This window comes from Micromonospora sp. NPDC048907 (genome assembly GCF_055586885.1).
In genome coordinates, this window is sequence record NZ_JBVJHI010000007.1 from 159,778 (window position 1) to 181,180 (window position 21,403).

25 protein-coding genes are annotated in these 21,403 nt (G+C 74.9%); 10 read left to right on the plus strand and 15 right to left on the minus strand.

Features of this window, described 5'->3' with window-relative positions:
* Positions 1-9 precede the first annotated feature (9 nt).
* The 4 genes from ACZ6PY_RS24835 to thrS form a co-directional block, all read right to left on the minus strand.
* Positions 10-1,068, minus strand: coding sequence for an aldo/keto reductase (locus tag ACZ6PY_RS24835; RefSeq protein ID WP_466075588.1), 1,059 nt, complete (start codon positions 1,066-1,068; stop codon positions 10-12).
* 119 nt (positions 1,069-1,187) lie between these two features.
* The gene (locus ACZ6PY_RS24840; protein WP_466075591.1) at positions 1,188-1,808 is read right to left on the minus strand and encodes a CG0192-related protein; all 621 of its coding nucleotides are present in this window, start codon (positions 1,806-1,808) and stop codon (positions 1,188-1,190) included.
* Between the two features lie 46 nt (positions 1,809-1,854).
* Positions 1,855-2,421, minus strand: a complete 567-nt coding sequence (locus tag ACZ6PY_RS24845) for an HIT family protein (RefSeq protein ID WP_466075594.1) — start codon at positions 2,419-2,421, stop codon at positions 1,855-1,857.
* 62 nt (positions 2,422-2,483) lie between these two features.
* A complete protein-coding gene (gene thrS, locus ACZ6PY_RS24850; protein WP_466075597.1) occupies positions 2,484-4,508 on the minus strand; it encodes a threonine--tRNA ligase in 2,025 nt (674 codons plus the stop codon).
* 206 nt (positions 4,509-4,714) lie between these two features.
* Between thrS and ACZ6PY_RS24855 the strand changes: the two genes are divergently transcribed.
* Positions 4,715-5,593 (plus strand): DUF1775 domain-containing protein, encoded by an 879-nt coding sequence (locus ACZ6PY_RS24855; protein ID WP_466075600.1) that lies wholly within the window; start codon positions 4,715-4,717, stop codon positions 5,591-5,593.
* A gap of 151 nt (positions 5,594-5,744) precedes the next feature.
* Here the strand turns inward: ACZ6PY_RS24855 and ACZ6PY_RS24860 are convergent, their stop codons facing one another.
* A complete protein-coding gene (locus tag ACZ6PY_RS24860) occupies positions 5,745-6,668 on the minus strand; it encodes an ADP-ribosylglycohydrolase family protein (RefSeq protein WP_466075603.1) in 924 nt (307 codons plus the stop codon).
* 73 nt (positions 6,669-6,741) lie between these two features.
* Between ACZ6PY_RS24860 and ACZ6PY_RS24865 the strand changes: the two genes are divergently transcribed.
* The 3 genes from ACZ6PY_RS24865 to ACZ6PY_RS24875 all read left to right on the plus strand — a co-directional run bounded on the left by ACZ6PY_RS24865 (position 6,742) and on the right by ACZ6PY_RS24875 (position 9,362).
* Positions 6,742-7,431, plus strand: a complete 690-nt coding sequence (locus ACZ6PY_RS24865; protein WP_089155714.1) for a response regulator transcription factor — start codon at positions 6,742-6,744, stop codon at positions 7,429-7,431.
* Positions 7,432-7,460: 29 nt separating this feature from the next.
* On the plus strand, positions 7,461-8,849 hold the full coding sequence (locus tag ACZ6PY_RS24870; protein WP_466075606.1) for a HAMP domain-containing sensor histidine kinase: 1,389 nt from the start codon (positions 7,461-7,463) through the stop codon (positions 8,847-8,849).
* A gap of 237 nt (positions 8,850-9,086) precedes the next feature.
* Positions 9,087-9,362, plus strand: coding sequence for a hypothetical protein (locus ACZ6PY_RS24875; RefSeq protein WP_466075610.1), 276 nt, complete (start codon positions 9,087-9,089; stop codon positions 9,360-9,362).
* Here the strand turns inward: ACZ6PY_RS24875 and ACZ6PY_RS24880 are convergent.
* Together ACZ6PY_RS24880 and ACZ6PY_RS24885 are read right to left on the minus strand one after the other, a co-directional pair.
* Positions 9,319-10,344: an adenosine deaminase gene (locus ACZ6PY_RS24880; RefSeq protein WP_313721877.1), complete on the minus strand. Its 1,026-nt coding sequence runs from the start codon at positions 10,342-10,344 to the stop codon at positions 9,319-9,321. The two genes, ACZ6PY_RS24875 and ACZ6PY_RS24880, sit on opposite strands and share 44 nt — an antisense overlap.
* Positions 10,341-11,132: a trans-aconitate 2-methyltransferase gene (locus tag ACZ6PY_RS24885; RefSeq protein WP_466075613.1), complete on the minus strand. Its 792-nt coding sequence runs from the start codon at positions 11,130-11,132 to the stop codon at positions 10,341-10,343. Before ACZ6PY_RS24885 ends, ACZ6PY_RS24880 begins: the two co-directional genes overlap by 4 nt.
* A gap of 84 nt (positions 11,133-11,216) precedes the next feature.
* Between ACZ6PY_RS24885 and ACZ6PY_RS24890 the strand changes: the two genes are divergently transcribed.
* Both ACZ6PY_RS24890 and ACZ6PY_RS24895 read left to right on the plus strand, forming a co-directional pair.
* A complete protein-coding gene (locus tag ACZ6PY_RS24890; RefSeq protein ID WP_466075616.1) occupies positions 11,217-12,200 on the plus strand; it encodes an aldo/keto reductase in 984 nt (327 codons plus the stop codon).
* Between the two features lie 91 nt (positions 12,201-12,291).
* Positions 12,292-12,489: a hypothetical protein gene (locus tag ACZ6PY_RS24895; protein WP_466075619.1), complete on the plus strand. Its 198-nt coding sequence runs from the start codon at positions 12,292-12,294 to the stop codon at positions 12,487-12,489.
* Positions 12,490-12,582: 93 nt separating this feature from the next.
* Here ACZ6PY_RS24895 and ACZ6PY_RS24900 read toward each other — a convergent pair whose 3' ends face one another.
* The 7 genes from ACZ6PY_RS24900 to ACZ6PY_RS24930 form a co-directional block, all read right to left on the minus strand.
* Positions 12,583-12,786, minus strand: a complete 204-nt coding sequence (locus ACZ6PY_RS24900; protein ID WP_007075740.1) for a cold-shock protein — start codon at positions 12,784-12,786, stop codon at positions 12,583-12,585.
* 288 nt (positions 12,787-13,074) lie between these two features.
* Positions 13,075-13,347 carry a DUF4235 domain-containing protein gene (locus ACZ6PY_RS24905; protein WP_466075622.1) on the minus strand — a complete coding sequence of 91 codons (273 nt, stop codon included), beginning with the start codon at positions 13,345-13,347 and terminating at the stop codon, positions 13,075-13,077.
* Complete coding sequence (locus tag ACZ6PY_RS24910) at positions 13,344-13,685, minus strand: DUF3618 domain-containing protein (protein ID WP_466075625.1); 342 nt, start codon at positions 13,683-13,685, stop codon at positions 13,344-13,346. The genes ACZ6PY_RS24905 and ACZ6PY_RS24910 overlap by 4 nt, the downstream gene beginning before the upstream one ends.
* Complete coding sequence (locus ACZ6PY_RS24915; protein WP_466075629.1) at positions 13,682-14,116, minus strand: phage holin family protein; 435 nt, start codon at positions 14,114-14,116, stop codon at positions 13,682-13,684. Before ACZ6PY_RS24915 ends, ACZ6PY_RS24910 begins: the two co-directional genes overlap by 4 nt.
* A 310-nt stretch (positions 14,117-14,426) precedes the next feature.
* Positions 14,427-15,623 carry a mechanosensitive ion channel family protein gene (locus tag ACZ6PY_RS24920; protein WP_466075632.1) on the minus strand — a complete coding sequence of 399 codons (1,197 nt, stop codon included), beginning with the start codon at positions 15,621-15,623 and terminating at the stop codon, positions 14,427-14,429.
* Positions 15,624-15,701: 78 nt separating this feature from the next.
* Entirely contained in the window at positions 15,702-16,523 is an 822-nt protein-coding gene (locus ACZ6PY_RS24925) for a DUF1206 domain-containing protein (RefSeq protein WP_466075635.1), read from the minus strand.
* Positions 16,524-16,586: 63 nt separating this feature from the next.
* Positions 16,587-16,952 (minus strand): hypothetical protein, encoded by a 366-nt coding sequence (locus ACZ6PY_RS24930; RefSeq protein ID WP_466075639.1) that lies wholly within the window; start codon positions 16,950-16,952, stop codon positions 16,587-16,589.
* A 74-nt stretch (positions 16,953-17,026) separates the two neighbouring features.
* Between ACZ6PY_RS24930 and ACZ6PY_RS24935 the strand changes: the two genes are divergently transcribed.
* Complete coding sequence (locus tag ACZ6PY_RS24935; protein WP_466075642.1) at positions 17,027-18,253, plus strand: cysteine desulfurase-like protein; 1,227 nt, start codon at positions 17,027-17,029, stop codon at positions 18,251-18,253.
* Positions 18,250-18,537: a GNAT family N-acetyltransferase gene (locus ACZ6PY_RS24940; protein ID WP_466075646.1), complete on the plus strand. Its 288-nt coding sequence runs from the start codon at positions 18,250-18,252 to the stop codon at positions 18,535-18,537. Before ACZ6PY_RS24935 ends, ACZ6PY_RS24940 begins: the two co-directional genes overlap by 4 nt.
* A 24-nt stretch (positions 18,538-18,561) precedes the next feature.
* Here the strand turns inward: ACZ6PY_RS24940 and ACZ6PY_RS24945 are convergent, their stop codons facing one another.
* Positions 18,562-20,061 (minus strand): glycoside hydrolase family 3 protein, encoded by a 1,500-nt coding sequence (locus ACZ6PY_RS24945; protein ID WP_466075649.1) that lies wholly within the window; start codon positions 20,059-20,061, stop codon positions 18,562-18,564.
* 135 nt (positions 20,062-20,196) lie between these two features.
* On the opposite strand from ACZ6PY_RS24945, the gene ACZ6PY_RS24950 reads away from it, so the two are divergent.
* On the plus strand, positions 20,197-20,319 hold the full coding sequence (locus ACZ6PY_RS24950) for a hypothetical protein (protein WP_466075652.1): 123 nt from the start codon (positions 20,197-20,199) through the stop codon (positions 20,317-20,319).
* Between the two features lie 88 nt (positions 20,320-20,407).
* The gene (locus ACZ6PY_RS24955) at positions 20,408-21,358 is read left to right on the plus strand and encodes a TIGR03557 family F420-dependent LLM class oxidoreductase (RefSeq protein ID WP_466075655.1); all 951 of its coding nucleotides are present in this window, start codon (positions 20,408-20,410) and stop codon (positions 21,356-21,358) included.
* The last annotated feature ends 45 nt before the right edge of the window (positions 21,359-21,403 follow it).

The window sequence follows — 21,403 nt, forward strand, 5'->3', positions numbered from 1 at the left end:
GCCGGCGGGTCAGGGACGGGCGGCGGGGACGGGCGGCATCGGCCAGTGCGGGCGGTCGGCGTCGCGCAGGGCGGCCGCGCGCAGGGCCGCGAGCTGGCGCTCCACCTCGGCGAACTGGTCGGGGGCGAGCGGGCCGCGGTCCAGGGCGGCGGCGTTCTCCTCCACCTGCGCGACGGTGCGGGCGCCGGGGATCGGCACGGCCCGGCCGCTGCGCGCCCAGATCCAGCCGAGCGCGCCCTGGGCCAGGGTCCGGCCGTCGGCGGTCAGCGCGCCGCGGACGGCGGCGACCCGGCGCAGCCACTCCGGGGCGGGCCGGCCGCTGCGGAACCACTCCAGCCAGGTCGGCGCGGTGCCGCGCACGTCGTCGCGGGGCAGCGTGGACTCCGGGGTGTACTTGCCGGTGAGCAGCCCCATCCCGAGCGGCCCCCGGGCCAGGCTGGCCAGGTCGTGCTTCTCGCAGACGGCCAGCATGGCCGGGGCGTCCCGGAGCACCGACAGGCCGTGCTGCACGGCGGCGGCGCCGCGGGCGACCTGGGCGAAGGCGGCCGCCCGGTCGGCCCGGTCGGTGCTCCAGCCGTACGCCCGGACCAGGCCGTCGGCGACCAGGTCCTCCAGGGTGCCGATCAGCGCCTCGGCCCGGGGCACCGGAAGGTCGGCGAGGTGCAGCTGGTAGAGGTCGATGCGGTCGGTGTCCAGCCGGCGCAGCGAGTCGACGACCGCCCGCCGCAGGTACTCCGGTGAGGCGTCCTCCCCGGTGGCCTGCCGGGCCCGCTCGTCGAAGGTGTAGCCCCACTTGGTGGCGATCACCGCCTCGTCGCGCCGGCCGGCGAGGGCCCGGCCGAGGATCCGCTCACCGTGCCCCGCGCCGTACGTGTCGGCGGTGTCGAAGAGCGTCACCCCGAGGTCGAGGGCGCGGCGGACGGCCCGGACCGACTCCGCGTCGTCCACGGCGCCCCAGCCCAGCGGCCGGGCACCCTCGGCCCAGGGGCCGCCGATCGCCCAGCAGCCCATGCCGATGGCGCTGACCGCGATGCCGCTGCGGCCCAGCGGCCGCGTGCTGACTGCCATCGCCGCATCCTGCCACCTTCCCGGCACCCGTGGGCCGCTTCCTCACCCCGGGTGCCGGGCCGGCCGGCGGACGGTCAGCGGCCACCGGGCCGGGCCGGGGGACCGTCCGCGGCCGAGGGTCAGCGGGCGTAGGCCAGCAGCACCGGGTCGGCCTGCCCCGCCCAGGCGCCGGTCAGCCGGGCCGGCGCCGGGGCGTCGGCCGGAGCCGGCCGGCGGACCAGGGCCAGCTCGACGTCACCGGCCCGGATCAGCGTCGGGTCGCCGTCGACCACCTCGTGGACGGCGCCGAGCGCCGGCGCGGCGCCGGTCCGGGTGCCGGCCAGGGTCATGTTCGGGGCGCGCACCTCGCGCCGGCCGTCGACCTCGAAGTACTCCTCGGCCTGGCCGGCGTCGGCCAGGACGGCGGCGGCCAGGGCCGGCGCGTAGACCGGGTCGCCGCAGGCGTCGTAGACCCAGCGCGGGCCGAGCACGGAGTGGTCGGTGGTGCCGACCAGCCACCGGTCGGCGCCGGCCAGCGGCGCGCCCCGGTAGGTCAGCGGCACCTGGAGGACCGGCCCGTCGCCGGCCCGGACCAGCATGGTCTCGATGCCGACCTCCCCGGCCGGGTCGTCGAACCGGTAGCTCGCCACGCGGGTGACGTCGGCGCCGGGGGTGCCGGCGAACCAGGGCCGGCCGGGCAGCCAGGCGGCGAGGAGGTCGAGCTTCGAGGGGCGCAGTTCCGCGCGGTGCAGCAGGGCCATGCCCAAGATCGTACTGTCGGCGCCGGGCCGGGGCCGGCCCCGGGCGTCAGGCCGGCCAGGCCTTGGCGAGCAGGTCCCGGGTGTCGGCGAGGAGTTGCGGCAGCACCTTGGTGCGGCCGATCACCGGCATGAAGTTCGCGTCGCCGCCCCAGCGCGGCACCACGTGCTGGTGCAGGTGCGCGGCGATGCCCGCGCCGGCCACGCCGCCCTGGTTCATGCCCAGGTTGAACCCGTGCGCGCTGGAGACGTGCCGGACCACCCGCATGGCGTCCTTGGTGAACGCGGCCAGCTCGGCGGTCTCCGGCGCGTCCAGCTCGGTGTAGTCCGCCACGTGCCGGTAGGGGCACACCAGCAGGTGCCCCGGGTTGTAGGGGTAGAGGTTGAGCACGGCGAAGACGTGCTCGCCCCGGGCGACCACCAGGCTCTCGTCCGGCGGCAGGCCGGGGGCGAGGCAGAACGGGCAGCCGGTCGGCTTCTCGTACCCGCCCTCGGGCCGGTCCTCGCCCGAGATGTAGGTCATCCGGTGCGGCGTCCAGAGCCGCTCCAGCCCGTCCGCCAGACCGTTGTCGCCGCCGCTGCCGGTGCCGTCGAAGTGCCGTTCCGCCCCAGTCACACGCCGATCCTACGGTCCGCGGCGCGGACCCGGCCCGGCCGGCCGGGCCCGCGAGCGGCCGATCAGGTGTTGGGCGTGCCCTCCGCCGACGGGCCGGAGTTGGTGCGGGACTCGACGATGTCCCGCACGTGGGCCACCGCCTCCTCGATCGGCACGCCGTTGCGCTGCGACCCGTCCCGGTAGCGGAAGGAGACCGTGCCGGCGGCCACGTCGTCGTCCCCGGCGATCACCATGAACGGGATCTTCTGCTGCTGGGCGTTGCGGATCTTCTTCTGCATCCGGTCGTCACCCGCGTCGACATCGGCCCGGATGCCCTGCTTGCGCAGCGTGGTGACGAAGTCCTGGAGGTAGTCGGTGTGGTCCTCGCGGATCGGGATGCCGACCACCTGCACCGGGGCGAGCCAGGCCGGGAACGCGCCCGCGTAGTGCTCGGTGAGCACGCCGATGAACCGCTCGATCGACCCGAACTTGGCGCAGTGGATCATGACGGGCTGCTGCCGCGTGCCGTCGGCCGCCTGGTACTCCAGCCCGAAGCCCTTCGGCTGGTTGAAGTCGTACTGGATGGTCGACAGCTGCCAGGTGCGGCCGATGGCGTCCTTGGCCTGCACGGAGATCTTCGGGCCGTAGAAGGCCGCGCCGCCCGGGTCCGGCACCAGGTCCAGCCCGGTCTCCATCGCGCACTGCTCCAGCACGGCGGTGGCCGTGGCCCAGTCCTCGTCCGACCCGACGAACTTGTCGAGCCGGGCCTCGTCGCGGGTGGACAGCTCCAGGTAGAAGTCGTCGATGCCGAAGTCCTTGAGCAGGCTCAGCACGAAGTTGAGCAGGTGCTTGATCTCGGCCGGCGCCTGCTCGCGGGTGCAGTAGGAGTGCGAGTCGTCCTGGGTCAGGCCGCGCACCCGGGTCAGCCCGTGGACCACGCCCGACTTCTCGTACCGGTAGACCGACCCGAACTCGAACAGCCGCATCGGCAGCTCACGGTAGGACCGCCCGCGCGACCGGTAGATCAGGTTGTGCATGGGGCAGTTCATGGCCTTGAGGTAGTAGTCCGCGCCCTCGAGCTCCATGGGCGGGTACATCCCGTCGGCGTAGTACGGCAGGTGCCCGGAGGTGTGGAACAGGCCCTCCTTCGAGATGTGCGGGGTCCCGACGTACTGGAAGCCCTCCTCGATGTGGCGGGTGCGGACGTAGTCCTCCATCACCCGCTTGAGCACGCCGCCCTTGGGGTGGAAGACCGCCAGGCCGGAGCCGATCTCGTCGGGGAAGCTGAACAGGTCCAGGTCCGCGCCGAGCTTGCGGTGGTCGCGCCGGGCGGCCTCCTCCAGCAGCCGCAGGTACGCCTTCAGCTCGTCCCGGGTCGGCCACGCGGTGCCGTAGACCCGCTGGAGCTGCGGGTTCTTCTCCGAGCCCCGCCAGTAGGCGGCGGCCGAGCGCATCAGCTTGAACGCGCCGATCAGCCGGGTGTTCGGCAGGTGCGGGCCGCGGCACAGGTCCGACCAGCAGACCTTGTCCTCGGTGGCGGCGAGGTTGTCGTAGATGGTCAGCTCGCCGCCGCCCACCTCCATCACCTCGGAGGAGTCCAGCCCCTCGCCCTTGACCTCGATCAGCTCCAGCTTGAACGGCTCGGCGGCCAGCTCGCCGCGCGCCTCGTCGAGGCTGCTGAACCGGCGCCGCCGGAACCGCTGGCCGGACTTGACGATCTCCTGCATCCGCTTCTCGAGCTTCGCCAGGTCGTCCGGCTGGAACGGCTTGGCCACCTGGAAGTCGTAGTAGAAGCCGTTCTCGATCGGCGGGCCGATGCCGAGCTTGGCCTCGGGGAACACGTCCTGCACGGCCTGGGCCAGCACGTGCGCCGTGGAGTGCCGCAGCACGTTCAGCCCGTCCGGGCTGTCGAGGGCGACCGGCTCGACGGCGGTCTCCTCGGCCGGCTTCCAGTCCAGGTCGCGCAGCACGCCCTGCGGGTCGCGGACCACCACGATCGCCTTCGGGCCGCTCGTCGGCAGCCCGGCCGCGGCCACCGCGTCGGCCGCCGTCGTCCCGGCGGCGACGACGACGGGGTCGGCCACGACGGGGGTACGGGGTGCGGACACGGTGACTCCTGTCGTCGAACGGGTGCGAATGTGCCGGGTACCGGCTCCTGCGATGCTATCGGTCGCCCGGACCCGCGCCGTCGGCGACGCCGCGCTCCCCCGTCCGAACAGTTCCGTCCCGCGTTGAACCTTTCCACCGTCCCGCCCGAACTACCCGGTGGGGCCGGAGCCGGTTGCCGGCCGCGTCGACACGGATGGGGACGACCATGACGATGATCCGTCGGGGCCGGTGGTGGGCGGCCGCGCTGCTGGCCGCCACGGTCGGCGGCACGCTGGGCTGGCCCGGCGCCGCGAGCGCCGCCGAGGTGACCCTCACGACCTCACCCGCCCAGGTGCACCAGGGCGATGCCATCGAACTGGCCGTGGTGCTGCCCGAGGAGCGGGCCGGCAGCCACACCAGCCGGATCGAGCTGCGGATGCCCGCGGACGCCCCGATCGGCGAGGTCTACCCGCTCTCGGTGCCCGACTGGGCGCCCACCATCACCACCCGCACCCTGGACCAGCCGGTCGCCGGCATCCACTCCTCGGAGCTGAACCAGGTGACCGACGCGGTGACCTGGATCCGCGTGCCGGGCACCACCAGGCCGGCCCGGCTCTCGCTCGGCATGGGCCCCATGCCGGCCACCGACAAGCTGACCTTCACGGTGATCCAGACCTACACCGACGGCACCGTGGTCCGCTGGGCCGACCCGCCCGGCGGCGCGCACCCCGCCCCGACGGTCACCCTGCTGCCCCCGCCGGCGGGCGCCGTCGCGCACGCCGGGCACGGCGAGCCGGTCGCCGAGGCGCCCGGCCACGCCGGCCATGGGGACCCGGCCGCCGGGGCTCCGCCCGAGGCGGCCGCGCCGGCCCGGGCCGACGGCGACGGGCCGAGCGCGGACCTGCTGCTGGGCGGCGGGCTGCTCGCGGGGCTGGCCGGCGGCGCGGCGCTCGGCTGGCTGCTCAGCCGCCGCCGCAACACCCTCACCCTCGCGTCCGACGCTCCCGCCGCGCCCGACGGCGACGAGGACGAGGAGGACTCCCCTGCCGAACCGCGCCCCACCGCCACCGAAACAGCGCCCCTGAGCTCCACCGCCTCCCGCTGAGCGCTCCGCGCGATCTTGGCGACTTACCGTTCGCGGGGAACGACAACTCTCCAAGATCCGAATCAACGCGGCGGGGCATCGGAGTGGCGAGCCGCGGATGGCGCTCCACGCGAGCGGGCTCCGGGGGCGGCCGGCGGGGTGTGTACGGAGGTCAGGCGGTGGTGAGCCAGGACGGGAGGGGTTCGCGGGCGGCGAGCCAGCCGTCCGGGACGCCGCCCGGCGTGCCGACCCCGGTGTGCGCGGCCACCACGCCGCCGGCAATCGCCGCCGTGGTGTCCACGTCCCCGCCCGCCTCGACGCAGGTGCGGATCGCCCCCGGATAGTCCTGCAGGTGGGTGGCGGCCACCCAGAGCGTGAAGGGGACGGTGTCCTGCGCGGTCACCCGGGAGCCGTTGCCCAGCGTCTCGGCGACCTCGCCGGCCGGGTGGCCGAGCAGCGCCGCGGCCCGGCGTACGCCCCGGTGCACCTCACCGGCCGGGTCGAGGGCGCCGGCCACCACGGTCAGCAGCCGGGCCGGATCGGGCCGGTCCCCGTCCAGCCGGGCCCGGGCGGCCAGCGAGGCGGCCACCGCCACGGCGACCGCACCCGCGATCCCCTCCGGGTGCGCGTGGGTCACCTCGGCCGAGGCGCGGGCCTGGTCGGCGGCGCGCCGGGTGGAGTCGGCGTACCAGGCGCCGAGCGGGGCCACCCGCATGGCCGCCCCGTTGCCGCAGGAGCCCTGACCGTCGAACGCGGACGCGGCGGCCACCGGCCACGGCGTGCCGGCGCGGATCAGTTCGAGCAGTTCCACGGCGCCCGCGCCGTAACGGCGGGCCGGGTCGTAGTGCGCGGCGAAGGCGAGCGCGAGGGCGTCCCGGTCCACCCGCCCGTGCGCGGCCAGCACGGTGAGCACCGAGCAGGCCATCTCGGTGTCGTCGCTCCACGGCCAGGGGCCGTGCGGCAGCGCGTCGGCCCAGGCGGCGACCGCGCTGCCCGGCACGAAGAACCGCGCGCCGAGGGCGTCGCCGACCGACAGACCGGCCAGCGCGTCGCGCGCGAGCGTGAGGCGGGTGTCGGGGAAGAGAGTGAACGCCATCGTCGTCCCAGCTTGCCCGGTTCGCGGGAGCGCCGCAACGCGATCAACTTGCCACGCCGAGTACGGTGCTGACGTGGCAACCGTCCTCCTGGTCGAAGACGACCACGTCGTACGCGGTGCGATGCTGCGGTCCCTGACCGACCGGGGACACGCGGTGCACGCCGTCGGCACGGCGCTGGACGCGCTGCGCCGGGTCGCCGCCGAGACTCCCGACCTCGTGGTGCTCGACCTCGGCCTGCCCGACCTGGACGGTTCCGACGCGCTGCGGATGCTGCGCGGCATCACCGACGTGCCGATCATCATCGCTACCGCCCGCGACGACGAGCAGTCGGTGGTCCGGCTGCTGCGTGCGGGCGCCGACGACTACATGGTCAAGCCGTTCACCGGCGCCCACCTGGACGCCCGGATCACCACCGTGCTGCGCCGGGCCGGCCGGGCCAGCCGCACCGTCCAGCCGGCCGTGCACACGGTCGGCGGCCTGCGGGTGGACGTGGGCGAGCGCAGCGCCGTGCTGGACGGCGAACCCCTGGCCCTGACCCGCAAGGAATTCGACCTGCTGGCGTATCTCGCCGCACGTCCCGGCCGGGTAGTGTCCCGGCGGGAACTCTTGGAGGAGGTATGGCGGCAGCCCTCGGTCGGCGAGGACCAGACCATCGACGTTCACCTCTACTGGCTCCGCCGCAAAATGGGCGAGTCCGCGGCGAAGCCGCGTTACCTGCGCACCGTGCGGGGGGTCGGCTTCCGGCTGGTGGCGCCGGACTGAGGCCCGCGCTGGCCTGGCTCACGGCCGGCATGTGCAGCCTCGTGGCGCTCGCCTTCCTGATCCCGCTCGGAATCACCCTGTCCGACCAGGCGCGGGAGGAGAAGCTGGCCGACGCGGCCCGGCGCAGCGCGCTGGTCACCGGGGCGCTCGCGGTCAGCACCGACCCGGAGATCGTCCGGCGGGCGGTGGCGGCCAGCGGCGACGATCCGGCGCTGCGGCCCGTCGTACACGGGATCGGGGTCGACGAGGGCGCGGGCCGTGCCGACGCGGAGGCGCTGGACCGGGCCGCCGCCGAGCGGCGTTCGGTGGTCAGCGACGTGCCCGGCGGCGTCCTCCGGCTGGACCCGGTGGTGCTCGGCGACCGGGTCGCCGTGGTGGAGGTCTTCGTTCCCGACGAGGTGCTCGACGCCGGCGGCGGCGGGCGGTGGCTGCTGCTGCTCGCGGTGGCGCTGGCGCTGGTCGGCGCCGCGGTGATCGTGGTGGACCGGGTGGCCGCGCGGGCCGTCGACGCGACCGGCGAGCTGGTGAAGGCGGCCGTCGCGGTCGGCGACGGCGAGCTGGGCGTCCGGGTCGAGCCGACCGGGCCGCGGGAGCTGGCCGAGGCCGGCCACGCGTTCAACCGGATGGCGGAACGGCTTGTCGCGCTGCGCGCCGACGAGCGGGAACTCGTGGCCGACCTGTCGCACCGGCTGCGGACGCCGCTGACCGCGCTGCGCCTGGACGCCGAGGCGCTGGAGTCCGACGACACCAGCATCGGCACGTTCAGCGAGGCGGAGCTGGACCGCCGCCGCGGCATCCGGCGGATCCGGCAGGCCATCGTGACCCTGGAGGGCGAGGTCGACCAGCTCATCACGACCACCCGCAAGGCGGTCAGCCAGGAGACCGGGCCGGCGACCTGCGACGTCAGCGAGGTGGTCCGGGACCGGATGGTCTTCTGGTCGGCCCTCGCCGGCGACCAGAACCGGCCGCACCGGGTGGTGGGCGCCCAGCTGCGGATCCCGGCGCCGGTGCCCCGGGCCGAGCTGGCCGCCGCGCTGGACGCGGTCATCGGCAACGTCTTCCGCTACACCCCGCAGGGCACGGCGTTCGAGGTGGCGGTGAGCCGGCGGGACGGCTGGGTGGCGATCCGGATCGACGACGCCGGCCCGGGGATCACCGACCCCGACCGGGCGCTGCGCCGGGGTGCCAGCGACCAGGGCTCCACGGGCCTGGGGCTGGACATCGCGAAGCGGGTGGCGCTGCAGGCCAACGGGTCGGTGAGCATCGACCGGGCCCGGCTGGGCGGGGCCAGCGTGGTCATGCTGCTGGCCGACCCGGAGGCGACGCCCCGGCAGGTCAACCGGTTCGGCCTGGTCGGCCGGATGGCCCGCGACGCCCGGGAGCCGCGGGCCGGCCGGCGCTGGCCGCGCCCGCGCTGAGCCGGTGGTTGTGGGCCGCCGCAAGTCTTCCTTAGGTGTCGGTTAACGACGGCCACGAGGCCGGGCCGGGCTGTCAGGATCAGGACCGAACCCATCAGTTCCGCCGCCCGGGGACGCCCCGTAACACCTCCGGTCGGCGGAGCAGTGCGCGCGGCGGGAGTTCGGTCCCCCCACACCCCTCTCCCGCCGCGCGCCGCTTCTCCCGTCGAGCCGCACCCCGGGCGTGAGGTGACCGTGATGACGCCGACCGTCAGCCGCCTGCTCCGCTGGGCCGCCGTGATCGGCCTCGGCGTCGCCCTCACGCTCGCCGCCTGGCAGGACCCGGTGCACGCGGACGGTCCCGGCCGGTCCACCGACGGCCTGCCCGGTGCCGCCGTCGCCCTGGCCGCGATGGTCGGGGTCGGGATGGCCCTGGCCGGGCGGCGCCGGCCGCCGCGGGTCTCCCGGCGGCCGGTGCCGTCCCGTCCGCTCAGCGCGTCGCGGCCGCCAGGTATGCGTCGATCTCGCCGCTGATCCGGGCCTGCTCCCCCGGCTCCAGGAACGCGGCCGTCACCGCGTCGCGGGCCAGCGCGGCCACCCCGGCCGGATCGAGGCGCAGCAGCCGGGCGGCCACCGCGTACTCGTCGTTGAGCGTGGTGCCGAACATCGGCGGGTCGTCGGAGTTGACGGTGACCAGCACGCCGGCCTCGACGAGCTGCGGCAGCGGGTGCTCCTCGATGGTCGCCACGGCCCGGGTCCGCACGTTGGAGGTGGGGCACACCTCCAGCGGGATCCGCCGCTCGGCCAGGTGGGCGAGCAGCGCCGGGTCGAGGGCGGCGGAGATGCCGTGCCCGATGCGCTCGGCGCCCAGCTCGCGCAGGGCGTCCCAGACGGTCTCCGGGCCGGTGGTCTCGCCGGCGTGCGGCACCGACCGCAGGCCGGCCGCCCGGGCCTGGTCGAAGTACGGCTTGAACTGCGGCCGCGGCACCCCGATCTCCGGGCCGCCCAGGCCGAAGCTGATCAGCCCGTCGGGCCGCTCGTCGAGGGCGATCCGCAGCGTCTGCTCGGCGGCCGGCAGCCCGGCCTCGCCGGGGATGTCGAAGCACCAGCGCAGTGCGATGCCGAAGTCGGCCTCGGCCCGCTTGCGGGCGTCCTCGATCGCCTCGCAGAAGGCCGGCGCCGGGATCCCCCGGTGCACGTGGGAGTACGGCGTGACGGTCAGCTCGGCGTACCGGACCTGCTGGCGGGCCAGTTCCCGGGCCACCTCGTGGGTGAGCAGCCAGACGTCGTCGGCGTCCCGGATCAGGTCCACCACGCTCAGGTAGACCTCGATGAAGTGGGCGAAGTCGCGGAACGCGAAGTAGTCGGCGAGCGCCTCCGGGTCGGCCGGGACGGGGGTGCGCCCCTCGTGCCGGGCGGCCAGCTCGGCCACGATCCGGGGCGAGGCGGAGCCGACGTGGTGCACGTGCAGCTCCACCTTGGGCAGTCCGGCGATGAAGGTGGGCAGGTCGGTCACAGGTTCTCCTCTGCGCGGGCGCCGGTGCGGGCCACCACGAAGATCCGGCGGAACGGGAAGTACACCTGACCCTGCCGCACCGGGTACGCCCCGGCGAGGCGTACCCCCAGCTCGGCGCGGAAGTCGGCCCAGCCGGCGGCGTCGAGCGCGGCGCGGACCGGGCGCAGCGCCGTCCCCTCCATCCAGGCCAGCACCGGGTGGTCGCCGCCGGCGGCCGGGAGCAGGTGCACGTAGGTAGTCTCCCAGGCGTCCACGGCGCAGCCCGCACCGACCAGCAGCGCGGCGTAGTCGACGGGGTCCTCGACGGGCGCCTCGCGCAGCAGCGGGGCGAGGGTGTCGCGCCACCGGTCCCGCCCGGCCACCTCGCGCAGCGCCCGGTGCGACGGGGCGGCGAAGTTCCCCGGCACCTGGAACGCCAGCCAGGCGCCGGCCGGCAGCGCGGCGGCCCAACGGGTGAGCAGGTCCCGGTGGCCGGGCACCCACTGGAGCACCGCGTTGCTGACCAGCACGTCGACGTCCGGCTCCGGACGCCAGGCGCGGACGTCGCCGACGGCGAAGTCGACAGGGGTGTCCAGGGCGGCCGCCCGCGCGACCATCTCCGGGGAGGAGTCGAGGCCGGCGATCCGGCTGTCCGGCCAGCGCTCGGCGAGCGTGGCCGTGAGCGTGCCGGGCCCGCAGCCGAGGTCGACCACGGCCCGCGGGCGCGCGGCGGGGACCCGGGCGAGCAGGTCGTGGAAGGGGCGGGAGCGCTCGTCGCCGTAGCGCAGGTAGGTGCTCGGGTCCCACATGACATCCTCCAAACCGTACGTACGTCTTGCTGGACGGTACGGCCCGGCGGGCGTCCCGGCAAGCGGCTCACTAGGCTCGACCGGGTGGAACAGCGCAGCTTCGACCGGCTCGGCCGGCACGTCGGCATCATCGGACTCGGCGCCTGGCAGCTCGGCGCGGACTGGGGCGAGGTCAGCGAGAGCACCGCCCTCGACGTCCTGGGCGCCGCCGTCGACGCCGGGGTCACCTTCCTGGACACCGCCGACGTGTACGGCGACGGCCGCAGCGAGCAGCTGATCGGCCGGTTCCTGCGCGCGCGCCCCGGGCACGGGCTGACCGTGGCCACCAAGATGGGCCGGCGGGTGCCACAGACGCCGGAGGCGTACACGCTGGACAACTTCCGGACCTGGACCGACCGGTCCCGCGCCAACCTCGGCGTGGACACCCTCGACCTGGTGCAGCTGCACTGCCCGCCCACCGCGGTCTTCGCCGACGACCGGGTCTTCGACGCCCTGGACACCCTGGTGGCCGAGGAGCGGATCGCCGGGTACGGGGTCAGCGTCGAGACCACCGACCAGGCGCTCACCGCGATCGCCCGGCCGGGCGTGGCCAGCGTGCAGATCATCCTGAACGCGGTGCGGCACAAGCCCCTGGAGCGCGTGCTGCCCGAGGCCGCGAAGGCCGGCGTCGGCATCATCGCCCGGGTGCCCCTCGCCAGCGGCCTGCTCTCCGGCCGGTACGACGAGCACACCACCTTCGCGCCGGACGACCACCGCAGCTTCAACCGGCACGGCGAGTCCTTCGACGTCGGCGAGACCTTCTCCGGCGTCGACTACGACCTCGGCCTGTCGGCCGTGCGCCGGCTCGCGCCGCTGGTCGGCGAGGGCCGGACGATGGCCCAGTTCGCGCTCCGCTGGATCCTCGACCAGCCCGGCGTCACCGTGGTCATCCCGGGCGCCCGCACCGCCGAGCAGGCCCGGCGCAACGCCGCCGCGGCCGACCTGCCGCCGCTGACCGAGGCGGAGCTGGCCGCCGTCCGCGCCACCTACGACGAGCTGATCCGGCCGCAGGTGCACGACCGCTGGTGAGCCCCGGCCGGCGGCCCGTCGGCGCGGCGTCGCCCCGGGCCGGCGGCCGCGGGCATGCTGAAGCCGGGCGTACGTCGGCGGAGGGGGAACGATGAGGGGCTGGTTCCGGCTCACCGTGGGGCTGCTGGCCGTGGTGCTCGGTGCCCTGTGGACCGTGACGGGCCTGGGCCGCGTCGAGGGCAGCGTCCTGACCGGTCACCGGATCTGGGCGGTCGCCGGCCCGGTGCTGGTCCTCATCGGACTCGTCGCGCTGTGGTCCGGGATGCGGGCCCGGCGCCGGCGCGGCTGAACCCCGGCGGGTCCACGGTGCGGAAAAGCCCCGCCTCCCGGAAGGGACGCGGGGCTTCTGCGCACCGGCCGGCGCGGCCGGTGCTCCGACAGCTCAGATGGGGCGGACCTGCTCGGCCTGCGGACCCTTCTGACCCTGGGCGATCTCGAACTCCACCCGCTGGTTCTCCTCCAGCGTGCGGTAGCCGCTGGTCTGGATGGCCGAGAAGTGGACGAACACGTCAGCACCCCCGCCGTCGACGGTGATGAAGCCGAAGCCCTTGTCAGCGTTGAACCACTTCACGGTTCCCTGCGCCATGTGTATCTCCTTCTAAAACTGGCGGCCGAGCACGCCGTGCGGCCGATTGGCCGTTTTCGAGCAGCGGCGCCTGAGGCGGCCCCCGGTGAAGGAGACTTCTCTCAACCCACGCGTCTCTCAACAGCGTGAGACAGCAAACCACGTACGCAAAAACTTCGCACAGCCTACCCGACGAAATTCTCCGACATGTGACCTGACGGATGCGGTAGATCCACTGGCCGGGCCGGCCGGGCCGTGCGAAAGGCCCCTGTCCACCGAGGTGGAAAGGGGCCTTTCGTGCGTATGGAATCAGTCGGGCCAGCTGCCGGTGAGCCGCCGTACGCCGACCGCCCCGCCCCGGTCCACGGCGGCCCGGACGACCGCGAAGATGGCCCCCTGCAAGGCCGCGGCGGCGAGGATCTCGCCCCAGCGGCGGTCCTCGTCCGTCGCGTTGGGCGCCTCGCCGTCGCCGGCCGTCATCTTCCAGACCTGCCGGAAGATGACACCGGCGACGGTGCCGGCGGCCAGACCCATCAGCACCCCGACCGGCTTGTAGACAACCCTGCCGATGCCCTTGCTCACCTGCGCCTCCCACGGACGATCAGCAGCACCACCGCGGTGGCCACCGCGCCGGCCGCGACGGCCGCCCACGGCACCGGGTTGCGCCCGACCGCCCCACCCTTCTCGTACGCCTGCGCCCGGACCAGCCGGGCCTTCTCCGCCGCCTGCCCGCGCACCCGGGCCACGGTCACCGCCGCCTGCTCGCGCATCCGCACCTTCGCCTGCTCGGCGGAGTGCCGCACCAGGGCCTTGACGTCGGCCCGGGCGGCGAGCAGCTCCATCGTCTCACCCAGCTCCACCCGGGTCCGGCGGATCTCCTCCCGAAGTGCCGCCACGTCCCCGGTTCCGTTGCCGGTCATCCCCGCCTCCCGTCCTTCACCGCGGCGGTGACGGTGTCCACGTCCGCCCGGACGCTGCGGACCGCCGCCTCCGGCACCGGCGGGACGGCACGGCTGACCTGCTTCTTGCCGACCAGCGCCAGGACGCCGGCGAGCAGGAAGAGCGCCACCGCGACGATCAGCGCGGCGAGCCACGCCGGCATGACCAGATCCAGCAGCAGGATCGCGGTGGCGACCAGCGCGCCGGCGCCGTAGAAAGCCATCACCCCGCCGCCGCCGAACAGACCGATCCCGATCCCGGCGTGCTTGCCCTTCTGGGTCAGTTCCGCCCGGGCCAGGGCCAGCTCGTCCCGCACCAGGCGGGTCACCTGTTCGGTGGCCCGCTGCACCAGTTCCGCGGTGGACGGCTCCTGCCCGGTCCGGGACGCGCTGCGACTCGCGACGTCAGCCATGCTGTCCTCCTTTCATCATCACCGCGCTGTATGCCCGGAGTCGCCGCCCGTCAATCCTGCGCGGAGCGGCCGGTCGACCCGGCCGCACACCATGTCCTCGCCCGGCCGCCGGGCGGCGGCCGGATCCGGGGCGTGCGCAGCAGGTCCCCCGGAACGGGCCGATCAAACGCGGTCGCGCCCACCTGCCGCGGTCCACCGGCATCCGGCAGATGTGCAACGGGCGGGCCGGGGCCGAGGTCACGAGCGGGGGCCGGGCGCGCGGAACCCCCGGCGCCGCGCGGGCCGCCGGGGGTTCCGGAGGGGGTACGGGTCAGCGGCGGGCGTCGGCGTGGTCCTCGCGGCCGACGAACGCCTCGCTGCGGGCCTCGCCGTCGTCGCTGCCGCCGAAGACCCGCGCGTCGTCGGGGACCTCGGTGTCGAGCCGCCGGCGGGCCGGCCGGCGCGGCTGCACCGCCTGCCAGGGCAGCGGGCCGCCGGTGTCGCCCACCTCGGCGCGCAGCCGGGGCAGCGCGGTCGGGCGCTGGTCGCGCACCCAGGCCACGAGGTGCTCGCGCACCAGGCAGCGCAGGTCCCACAGGCTGCCGGCGTCGGCCGCGCTGACCAGGGCCCGGACCTTGACCAGGCCGCCCGTGGCGTCGGTGACCTGGAGCACGCAGACCCGCCCGTCCCAGAGCTCGGTGCCCTCGCAGAGCCGCCGCAGCTCCTCCCGCATGGCCTGCACCGGGATGGCCCAGTCCAGGTCGAACTCGGCGGTGCCGAGCACCGCCGCCTCGGTGCGGGTCCAGTTCTGGAACGGGGTGCTCGTGAAGTAGGAGGTGGGGAGGATCAGCCGCCGGTCGTCCCAGATCTGCACCACCACGTAGCTGAGGGTCAGCTCCTCGATCCGGCCCCACTCCCCCTCGACCACCACCACGTCGTCGAGGCGGACGGCGTCGCTGAAGGCGAGCTGGAGGCCGGCGAAGACGTTGCCCAGCAGGCTCTGCGCGGCCAGCGCGGCCACCACACCGACGACACCGGCGCTGGTCAGCACGCCGGCGCCGATGCCGCGGACGGCGGGGAAGGTCATCAGCATCACGCCGAGGGCGAGCACCACGATCACCGCGATGGTGAGCCGGCGCAGCAGCACCACCTGGGTACGCACCCGGCGGGCGTGCCGGTTGTTCGGCACGTCCACCCGGAACCGGGCCAGCGCGGTGTCCTCCGCCACCACCAGGAGCGAGGCCACCAGCCAGGCGGTGGCGGCGATCAGGGCGAGCACCAGAGCGTGCAGGACGAGCTGCCGCCACGGGCTGCCCACGGCGTACAGGGTGGTGAAGCGCACGGCGAGCTGGACGGCGAGCACGGTCGCGGCCACCTGGAACGAGCGGTGCGAGTGATCGGTCAGCTCGGTCATCAGCAGCGAGCGCCGGCCCAGCCGCCGGGTGGCCCGGTGCACCACCTCGACCAGCAACAGCGCGACCGCCGCCGCGGCGAGCGCGGCGACGGCGGTCACGAGGTAGGTCTGCACGTTTCGTTGTCTCCCTCCGGCCGGGCGCGAATCGGGCAAAGGCCCAATGGTGCCCGGACTATGGCGTATCGACCAGGATCACACCCGGCGGTACCGCGACTGGAGGAAGCAGTAGACGCCGAAGGCGGCGATGCCGAGCGCCATGAGCGCGAGCAGCACCGGCCCGTACGACTGGTCGCGGAGGGTGCGCAGGGCGGCGTCCAGGCCGCGGGCCTTCTCCGGGTCGTACGTCACGGCGGCGGTCACGATGAGCACGCCGGCGATGGCGAAGACGGTGCCCCGGGCCGCGTAGCCGGCCATGCCGAGGCGGCGGGTCAGGGTGTGCGTCTTCGGGCTCATCTCGCCGGTCTTCAGGTTGCGCTCGAACTTCTTCTTGAGCCCGTAGATCACCATCCCGATGCCGACCGCGGCGAGCACCAGGCCGGCCAGCCCGACGAGCCACCGGCCGCCCTCGGAGGCCATCAGCTTCTCGGTGAACTGCTGCTGCTGGTCGGCGGCGTTGCTGCTGGCGTCCTGGAAGACCTTGATGGCGGTCCAGCCCAGCCAGACGAAGACGATCACGCGGACGACGGAGGCGATCCGCTCGAACAGCTTCTCCTTGCCGCGCAGGAAACGGTGGCCGATGACCGCCTCGAACGCCTGCCAGATCGCCATGGCGAAGAGCCCGACGGCGATGGCGACGAGGAGGAACTTGCCCAGCGGCTGGGCGCCGAGGGTGCGCAGCGCGCCGTTCTGGTTGCCCTCCTCCCCCGACCTGCCGAAGGCGATCTGCACGGCCAGCCAGGCGAAGAGGAGGTGCACGATCCCGTAGCCGATGAAACCGGCCCGGGTCAACAGTTCGAGCCACCTGCTGTTCGCGGCCTGGGCGGCGGTGGCTCCGGCGTTCCGGGTGAGAGACATGGCGCCTCAATCTCCCGGTGCGAGGTTTTCCAAACGTCGGCCGCCGCCGCCCGGGCGCGGCGATCAGGCGTTCGGGTCGCGGGCCACCCGCACGACGACCTGCTGGTCGGTGACGCTGTCGAGGGTCACCGAGAAGCCGCCGGCCTGGGCGGCCTGCTGCCCGACGGTGAGCGAGAGCTGCTCCCCGGCCACCTCGACGGTGACCTGGTCGCCCTCGGCGCCGACCAGCTTCGCCTCGACGCCCAGGATGGTGGCGCTGGCGTCGACGCCACGCTGGAAGGTGACGGTGCAGGCGTCCAGGCCGCAGTCGGTGGAGGCGTTCTCCGAACTGCACCCGGCCAGCAGCGCGGCGCCGAGCGCGAGGCCGGCGATCAGGCCGGCGGCCCGGCGGGTGGGGGTCAGGGTGGGGGAAACGCGTCGGTTCGTCACCCCGCCAAGGGTACGAGACGACGGCCACACCGCCACCCACCGGTGATCGTTCCGGCGGGGGTTAGGGTCCCGGCATGCCCTTCGACATCACCCGCACCCGGGCCGCCTACCCCGCCCTGACCGAGGGCTTCGCCCACTTCGACGGCGCCGGCGGCACCCAGACCGCCCGGCCGGTGATCGAGGCGGTCACCGCCGCCATGACCGCCGCCACCGGCAACCGGAGCACCGCGTTCGTACCGGGCCGGCGGTCGCTGGACCTGGTGGCCGCGGCCCGTGCCGCGGTGGCCGACCTGCTCGGCGCGGAGCCCGGTGGCGTGGTGCTGGGCCCGAGCGCCACGGCGCTGACCTACACCCTGGCCCGGACGCTCGGCGCGGGCTGGCGCCCGGGCGACGAGGTGGTGGTCTCCCGGCTGGACCACGACGCCAACGTCCGGCCGTGGGTGCAGGCGGCCGAGGCCGCCGGTGCCACGGTGCGCTGGGCCGAGTTCGACCCGGCGACGGGCGAGCTGCCCGCCGGCCAGTACGCCGACCTGGTCACCGAGCGCACCCGGCTGGTGGCGGTGACCGCCGGGAGCAACGCGATCGGCACCGTGCCGGACGTGGCGGCGATCGCCAAGACCGCGCACGCGGCGGGCGCGCTGGTCTGCGTGGACGGGGTCCACGCCGTGCCGCACGGCCCCACCGACCTGGCCTCGCTCGGCGCGGACTTCCTGGTGACCAGCGCCTACAAGTGGTCCGGGCCGCACCTGGCCGCGATGGCCGCCGACCCGGCCCGCTGGGCGTCGCTGCGCCCGGCCAAGCTGCTGCCCTCCTCCGACGCGGTCCCGGACCGGTTCGAGTACGGCACCCCGAGCTTCCCGCTGCTGGCCGGCGTGGTCGCGGCGGTGGACCACCTGGCCACCCTCGACCCGGCCGCGTCCGGCGACCGCCGGGACCGGCTCCGGGCCGGGCTGACCGCGGCCCAGGCCCACGAGGAGGCCGTCTTCGAACGGCTGCTCGGCGGGCTGGCCGCCCGTCCCTTCGTCACCGTCTACGGTTCGCCGGCCCGGCGCTGCCCGACGGTGTCCTTCCGGGTGGCCGGGTCGGCTCCGGCGGACACCGCGGCGGCGCTCGGCGCGGCCGGTGTCTGCCTCTCCTCCGGCGACTACTACGCCTACGAGTACTTCCGGACGATGGGCCTGCGGGACAGCGGCGGCGCGGTCCGCGCGAGCGTCTACCACTACAACACGGTCGAGGAGGTGGACCGCTTGCTGGCCGAACTCGACCGGCTGGGCACCGCCGGGGAGAGAATGGCCGGGTGAGCTTCCTGGTCGAGGAGAACCCCGCGCAGCGCCGCTTCGAGATCCTGGTCGACGACGCGCTGGCCGGGTTCACGGAATACGTGCCGCGCGGCGAGGTGCTGGTCTTCACGCACACCCAGGTGGACGAGCGCTACCAGAACATGGGCGTGGGCTCGGCGCTGATCGGGGGCACGCTCGACCAGATCCGCGAGCGCGGCGGCCGCATCGTGACGCAGTGCGAGTTCATGACCCGGTTCATCCAGCGCCACCCCGAGTACGCCGACCTGGTGGTCGCCGAGCCCTGACCGGGCCGGCCGGCCCCGGTCGGCTCAGCGGGCGCCGGCGAGCAGTTCGGCGGCGGCGAGGGCGGAGGCCCGGGTCGCGCCGTGGGTCGCCACGTGCACCGCGCCGGTGACCAGCTCCGGCACGCCCAGCTCGACCACCACCGCGTCCGGGCGGGCGGCCAGGGTGCGGGACACGGCGTCCCGCATCCAGTCGTGCCGGTGCAGGTCCCGCACCACCAGCACCAGCGGGCGGCCGGCCGCGGCGGCGGCCGGGTCGGCGGGGACCTCGTCCCGGGCGTACCGGGCGGTCGTGGTGCCGGGGGCCAGGTCGGTCAGGGGCGCCGCGATCCCCCAGGGGGTCTCCTCGCCGATGGCGATGTTGCGCGGCGGGGCGAACTCCACCACGTGCGCCGGGCCGGCCAGCGGCAGCCCGCCCGCGGCGGCGACCACCCGCAGGGCCCGGCGGGCGGCGGCCAGGCCGATCGCCGAGCCGGCGTCGCCGGGCCGGGCGCCGGGGCGGCCGGACCGGGCGGCGACCGTCCAGGCCGCGAGCTGCCCGACCCGCTTCGCCGCCTCGGCCAGCCGCTCCTCGGGCAGCTCGCCCGCCATGACCGCGGCCACGATGGCGTCCCGCAGCTCGCGGGCGTCGGCCTCGGTGGCCCGTTCCCCGCCCACGCAGATCGCGTCGGCCCCGGCGGCGAGCGCGCGGACCGCCGCCCCCGCGAAGCCGTACCGGTCGGACACGGCCCGCATCTCCACCGCGTCGGTGACCACCACGCCGCCGAAGCCCAGCTCCTCGCGCAGCAGCCGGCCCAGGATGCGCGGGCTGAGGGTGGCCGGCAGCTCCGGGTCCAGGGCCGGCACCAGCAGGTGCCCGGTCATCACCGCCTGCGCCCCGGCCGTCACGGCGGCCCGGAACGGGGCCAGCTCGACGGCGTCCAGCCGGGCCCGGTCGCCACCGATGCGGGGCAGGTCGTGGTGGGAGTCGACCCGGGTGTCGCCGTGCCCGGGGAAGTGCTTGGCGCAGGCCGCGACGCCGCCGGCCTGCAGGCCGCGGACCCAGGCGGCGGTGTGCCGGGCCACGAGGGCCGGGTCGGCGCCGAACGACCGGACCCCGATCACCGGGTTCTCCGGGTTGGAGTTGACGTCGGCGTCCGGGGCGTAGTTGAGCGTGACGCCGACGCCGGCCAGCTCGGCGCCCAGGTCGCGGGCGACCGCCTCGGTGAGGGCCGGGTCGTCGACCGCGCCGAGTGCCAGGTTGCCCGGCCGGGAACTGCCGCGGACCGACTCGATCCGGGTGACGTCGCCGGCCTCCTCGTCGATGGCCACGATCACGTCGGGCCGTTCGGCGCGCAGGGTCGCGGTCAGCGCGGCGACCTGCTCGTGGTCGACGACGTTGCGGGCGAAGAGGACCACCGACCCGAGTCCCTCGGCGAGCCAGCGGCAGACCCACGGCGGCGGTGTGGTGCCGACGAACCCCGGTTGCAGGACGGCGGCCGCCAGGGCCGCCAGGTCTCCGGTCGCTCCCACGGTCCGCTCACTCATGCGCTGTCGTACCCCCGTCTTCCCCACGGCCCGCCGCCCGGCGGTGCTGACATGGTCACACCGCGTCCCTAAATAGTCAACAATCCTTACTGTTAGCGGCTGGCACCGCCGACCGGCTCGTGGGAGAGTGCGGACATGCCTCCCGCGCTGCTCGCCGACGCCACCAGCGCCGCGGACATCCCCGGCGTACGCCTGCTCGGCATGGTGGTCGGCGGCCTGTTCCTGCTGATCGCCATCCGGGCGATGTTCCGCCGCTGACCCGCCGCGTTCGGATCCCGTCTCCCCGGGGTAGGGCTGTCGTTGTCCGTCGCGTGCGCCCGGCACGCGAATCCGGCGAGGGGGAACCATGAAGATCGGTTATTTTCTGTCCAGTGAGGAGTACACCCCGGCGGAGCTGCTGGAACAGGCGCGCGGCGCCGAGCGGGCCGGCTTCGAGGCACTGTGGATCTCCGACCACTACCACCCCTGGGTCGACGCGCAGGGCCAGAGCCCCTTCGTCTGGTCGACCATCGGCGCCCTCAGCCAGGTCTGCCGGCTGCCGGTGACCACCGCGGTCACCTGCCCGACGGTCCGCATCCACCCCGCGGTGATCGCCCAGGCCGCGGCCACCAGCGCGGTGCTGCACGAGGGGCGGTTCGTGCTCGGGGTGGGCAGCGGCGAGGCGCTGAACGAGCACATCTTCGGCGACCCGTGGCCGCAGGCCGACGTCCGGCTGGAGATGCTGGAGGAGGCCATCGAGGTGATCCGGGAGCTGTGGACCGGCGACTTCGTCAACCACCACGGCAAGCACTACACCGTGGAGCACGCCCGGATCTACACCCGCCCCGACACTCCCCCGCCCATCTACGTCTCCGGCTTCGGCGGCAAGTCGATCGAGCTGGCCGCCCGGATCGGCGACGGCTACGTGAGCACCATGCCCGACGCCGAGATGGTGCGCCGGTTCCGCGACTCCGGCGGCGGCGACAAGCCGTGCCAGGCCGGGTTCAAGGCCGCGTACGCCGACAGCGAGGACGAGGGCGTGCGGATCGCGTACGAGCGGTGGCCCAACGCCGGCGTGCCGGGCGAGCTGTCCCAGGTGCTTCCGTCGCCGCGCCACTTCGAGCAGGCCGCGCAGCTGGTCAAGCCCGAGATGATGAAGGAGTCGTTCGTCTGCGGCCGGGACGCCGACGCTCACCTGGAGATGATCGACAAGTACGCCAAGGCCGGCTTCGACGAGATCTACGTGGCCAACACCGGCCCGCACTGGCAGGGCCTGTTCGACCTCTACCAGCGCGAGGTCCTCCCCCGGCTGCGCTGAGGCGCGCCTCCGGCGGCGGTGAGCCGGGGCTCCGTCCGGGCTCCG

Excerpts from the sequence above, each read along its gene's own strand:
- ACZ6PY_RS24910 (WP_466075625.1), bottom strand. The coding sequence starts at position 13,685 with ATGACCGGCAACGGAACCGGGGACGTGGCGGCACTTCGGGAGGAGATC.
- ACZ6PY_RS24945 (WP_466075649.1), bottom strand. The coding sequence starts at position 20,061 with ATGAGTGAGCGGACCGTGGGAGCGACCGGAGACCTGGCGGCCCTGGCG.
- ACZ6PY_RS24855 (WP_466075600.1), top strand. The coding sequence starts at position 4,715 with ATGACGATGATCCGTCGGGGCCGGTGGTGGGCGGCCGCGCTGCTGGCC.
- ACZ6PY_RS24895 (WP_466075619.1), top strand. The coding sequence starts at position 12,292 with ATGAGGGGCTGGTTCCGGCTCACCGTGGGGCTGCTGGCCGTGGTGCTC.
- ACZ6PY_RS24875 (WP_466075610.1), top strand. The coding sequence starts at position 9,087 with ATGACGCCGACCGTCAGCCGCCTGCTCCGCTGGGCCGCCGTGATCGGC.
- ACZ6PY_RS24935 (WP_466075642.1), top strand. The coding sequence starts at position 17,027 with ATGCCCTTCGACATCACCCGCACCCGGGCCGCCTACCCCGCCCTGACC.
- ACZ6PY_RS24860 (WP_466075603.1), bottom strand. The coding sequence starts at position 6,668 with ATGGCGTTCACTCTCTTCCCCGACACCCGCCTCACGCTCGCGCGCGAC.
- ACZ6PY_RS24840 (WP_466075591.1), bottom strand. The coding sequence starts at position 1,808 with ATGGCCCTGCTGCACCGCGCGGAACTGCGCCCCTCGAAGCTCGACCTC.
- ACZ6PY_RS24955 (WP_466075655.1), top strand. The coding sequence starts at position 20,408 with ATGAAGATCGGTTATTTTCTGTCCAGTGAGGAGTACACCCCGGCGGAG.
- ACZ6PY_RS24925 (WP_466075635.1), bottom strand. The coding sequence starts at position 16,523 with ATGTCTCTCACCCGGAACGCCGGAGCCACCGCCGCCCAGGCCGCGAAC.
- ACZ6PY_RS24900 (WP_007075740.1), bottom strand. The coding sequence starts at position 12,786 with ATGGCGCAGGGAACCGTGAAGTGGTTCAACGCTGACAAGGGCTTCGGC.
- ACZ6PY_RS24950 (WP_466075652.1), top strand. The coding sequence starts at position 20,197 with ATGCCTCCCGCGCTGCTCGCCGACGCCACCAGCGCCGCGGACATCCCC.
- ACZ6PY_RS24915 (WP_466075629.1), bottom strand. The coding sequence starts at position 14,116 with ATGGCTGACGTCGCGAGTCGCAGCGCGTCCCGGACCGGGCAGGAGCCG.
- ACZ6PY_RS24870 (WP_466075606.1), top strand. The coding sequence starts at position 7,461 with ATGTGCAGCCTCGTGGCGCTCGCCTTCCTGATCCCGCTCGGAATCACC.
- ACZ6PY_RS24835 (WP_466075588.1), bottom strand. The coding sequence starts at position 1,068 with ATGGCAGTCAGCACGCGGCCGCTGGGCCGCAGCGGCATCGCGGTCAGC.
- ACZ6PY_RS24885 (WP_466075613.1), bottom strand. The coding sequence starts at position 11,132 with ATGTGGGACCCGAGCACCTACCTGCGCTACGGCGACGAGCGCTCCCGC.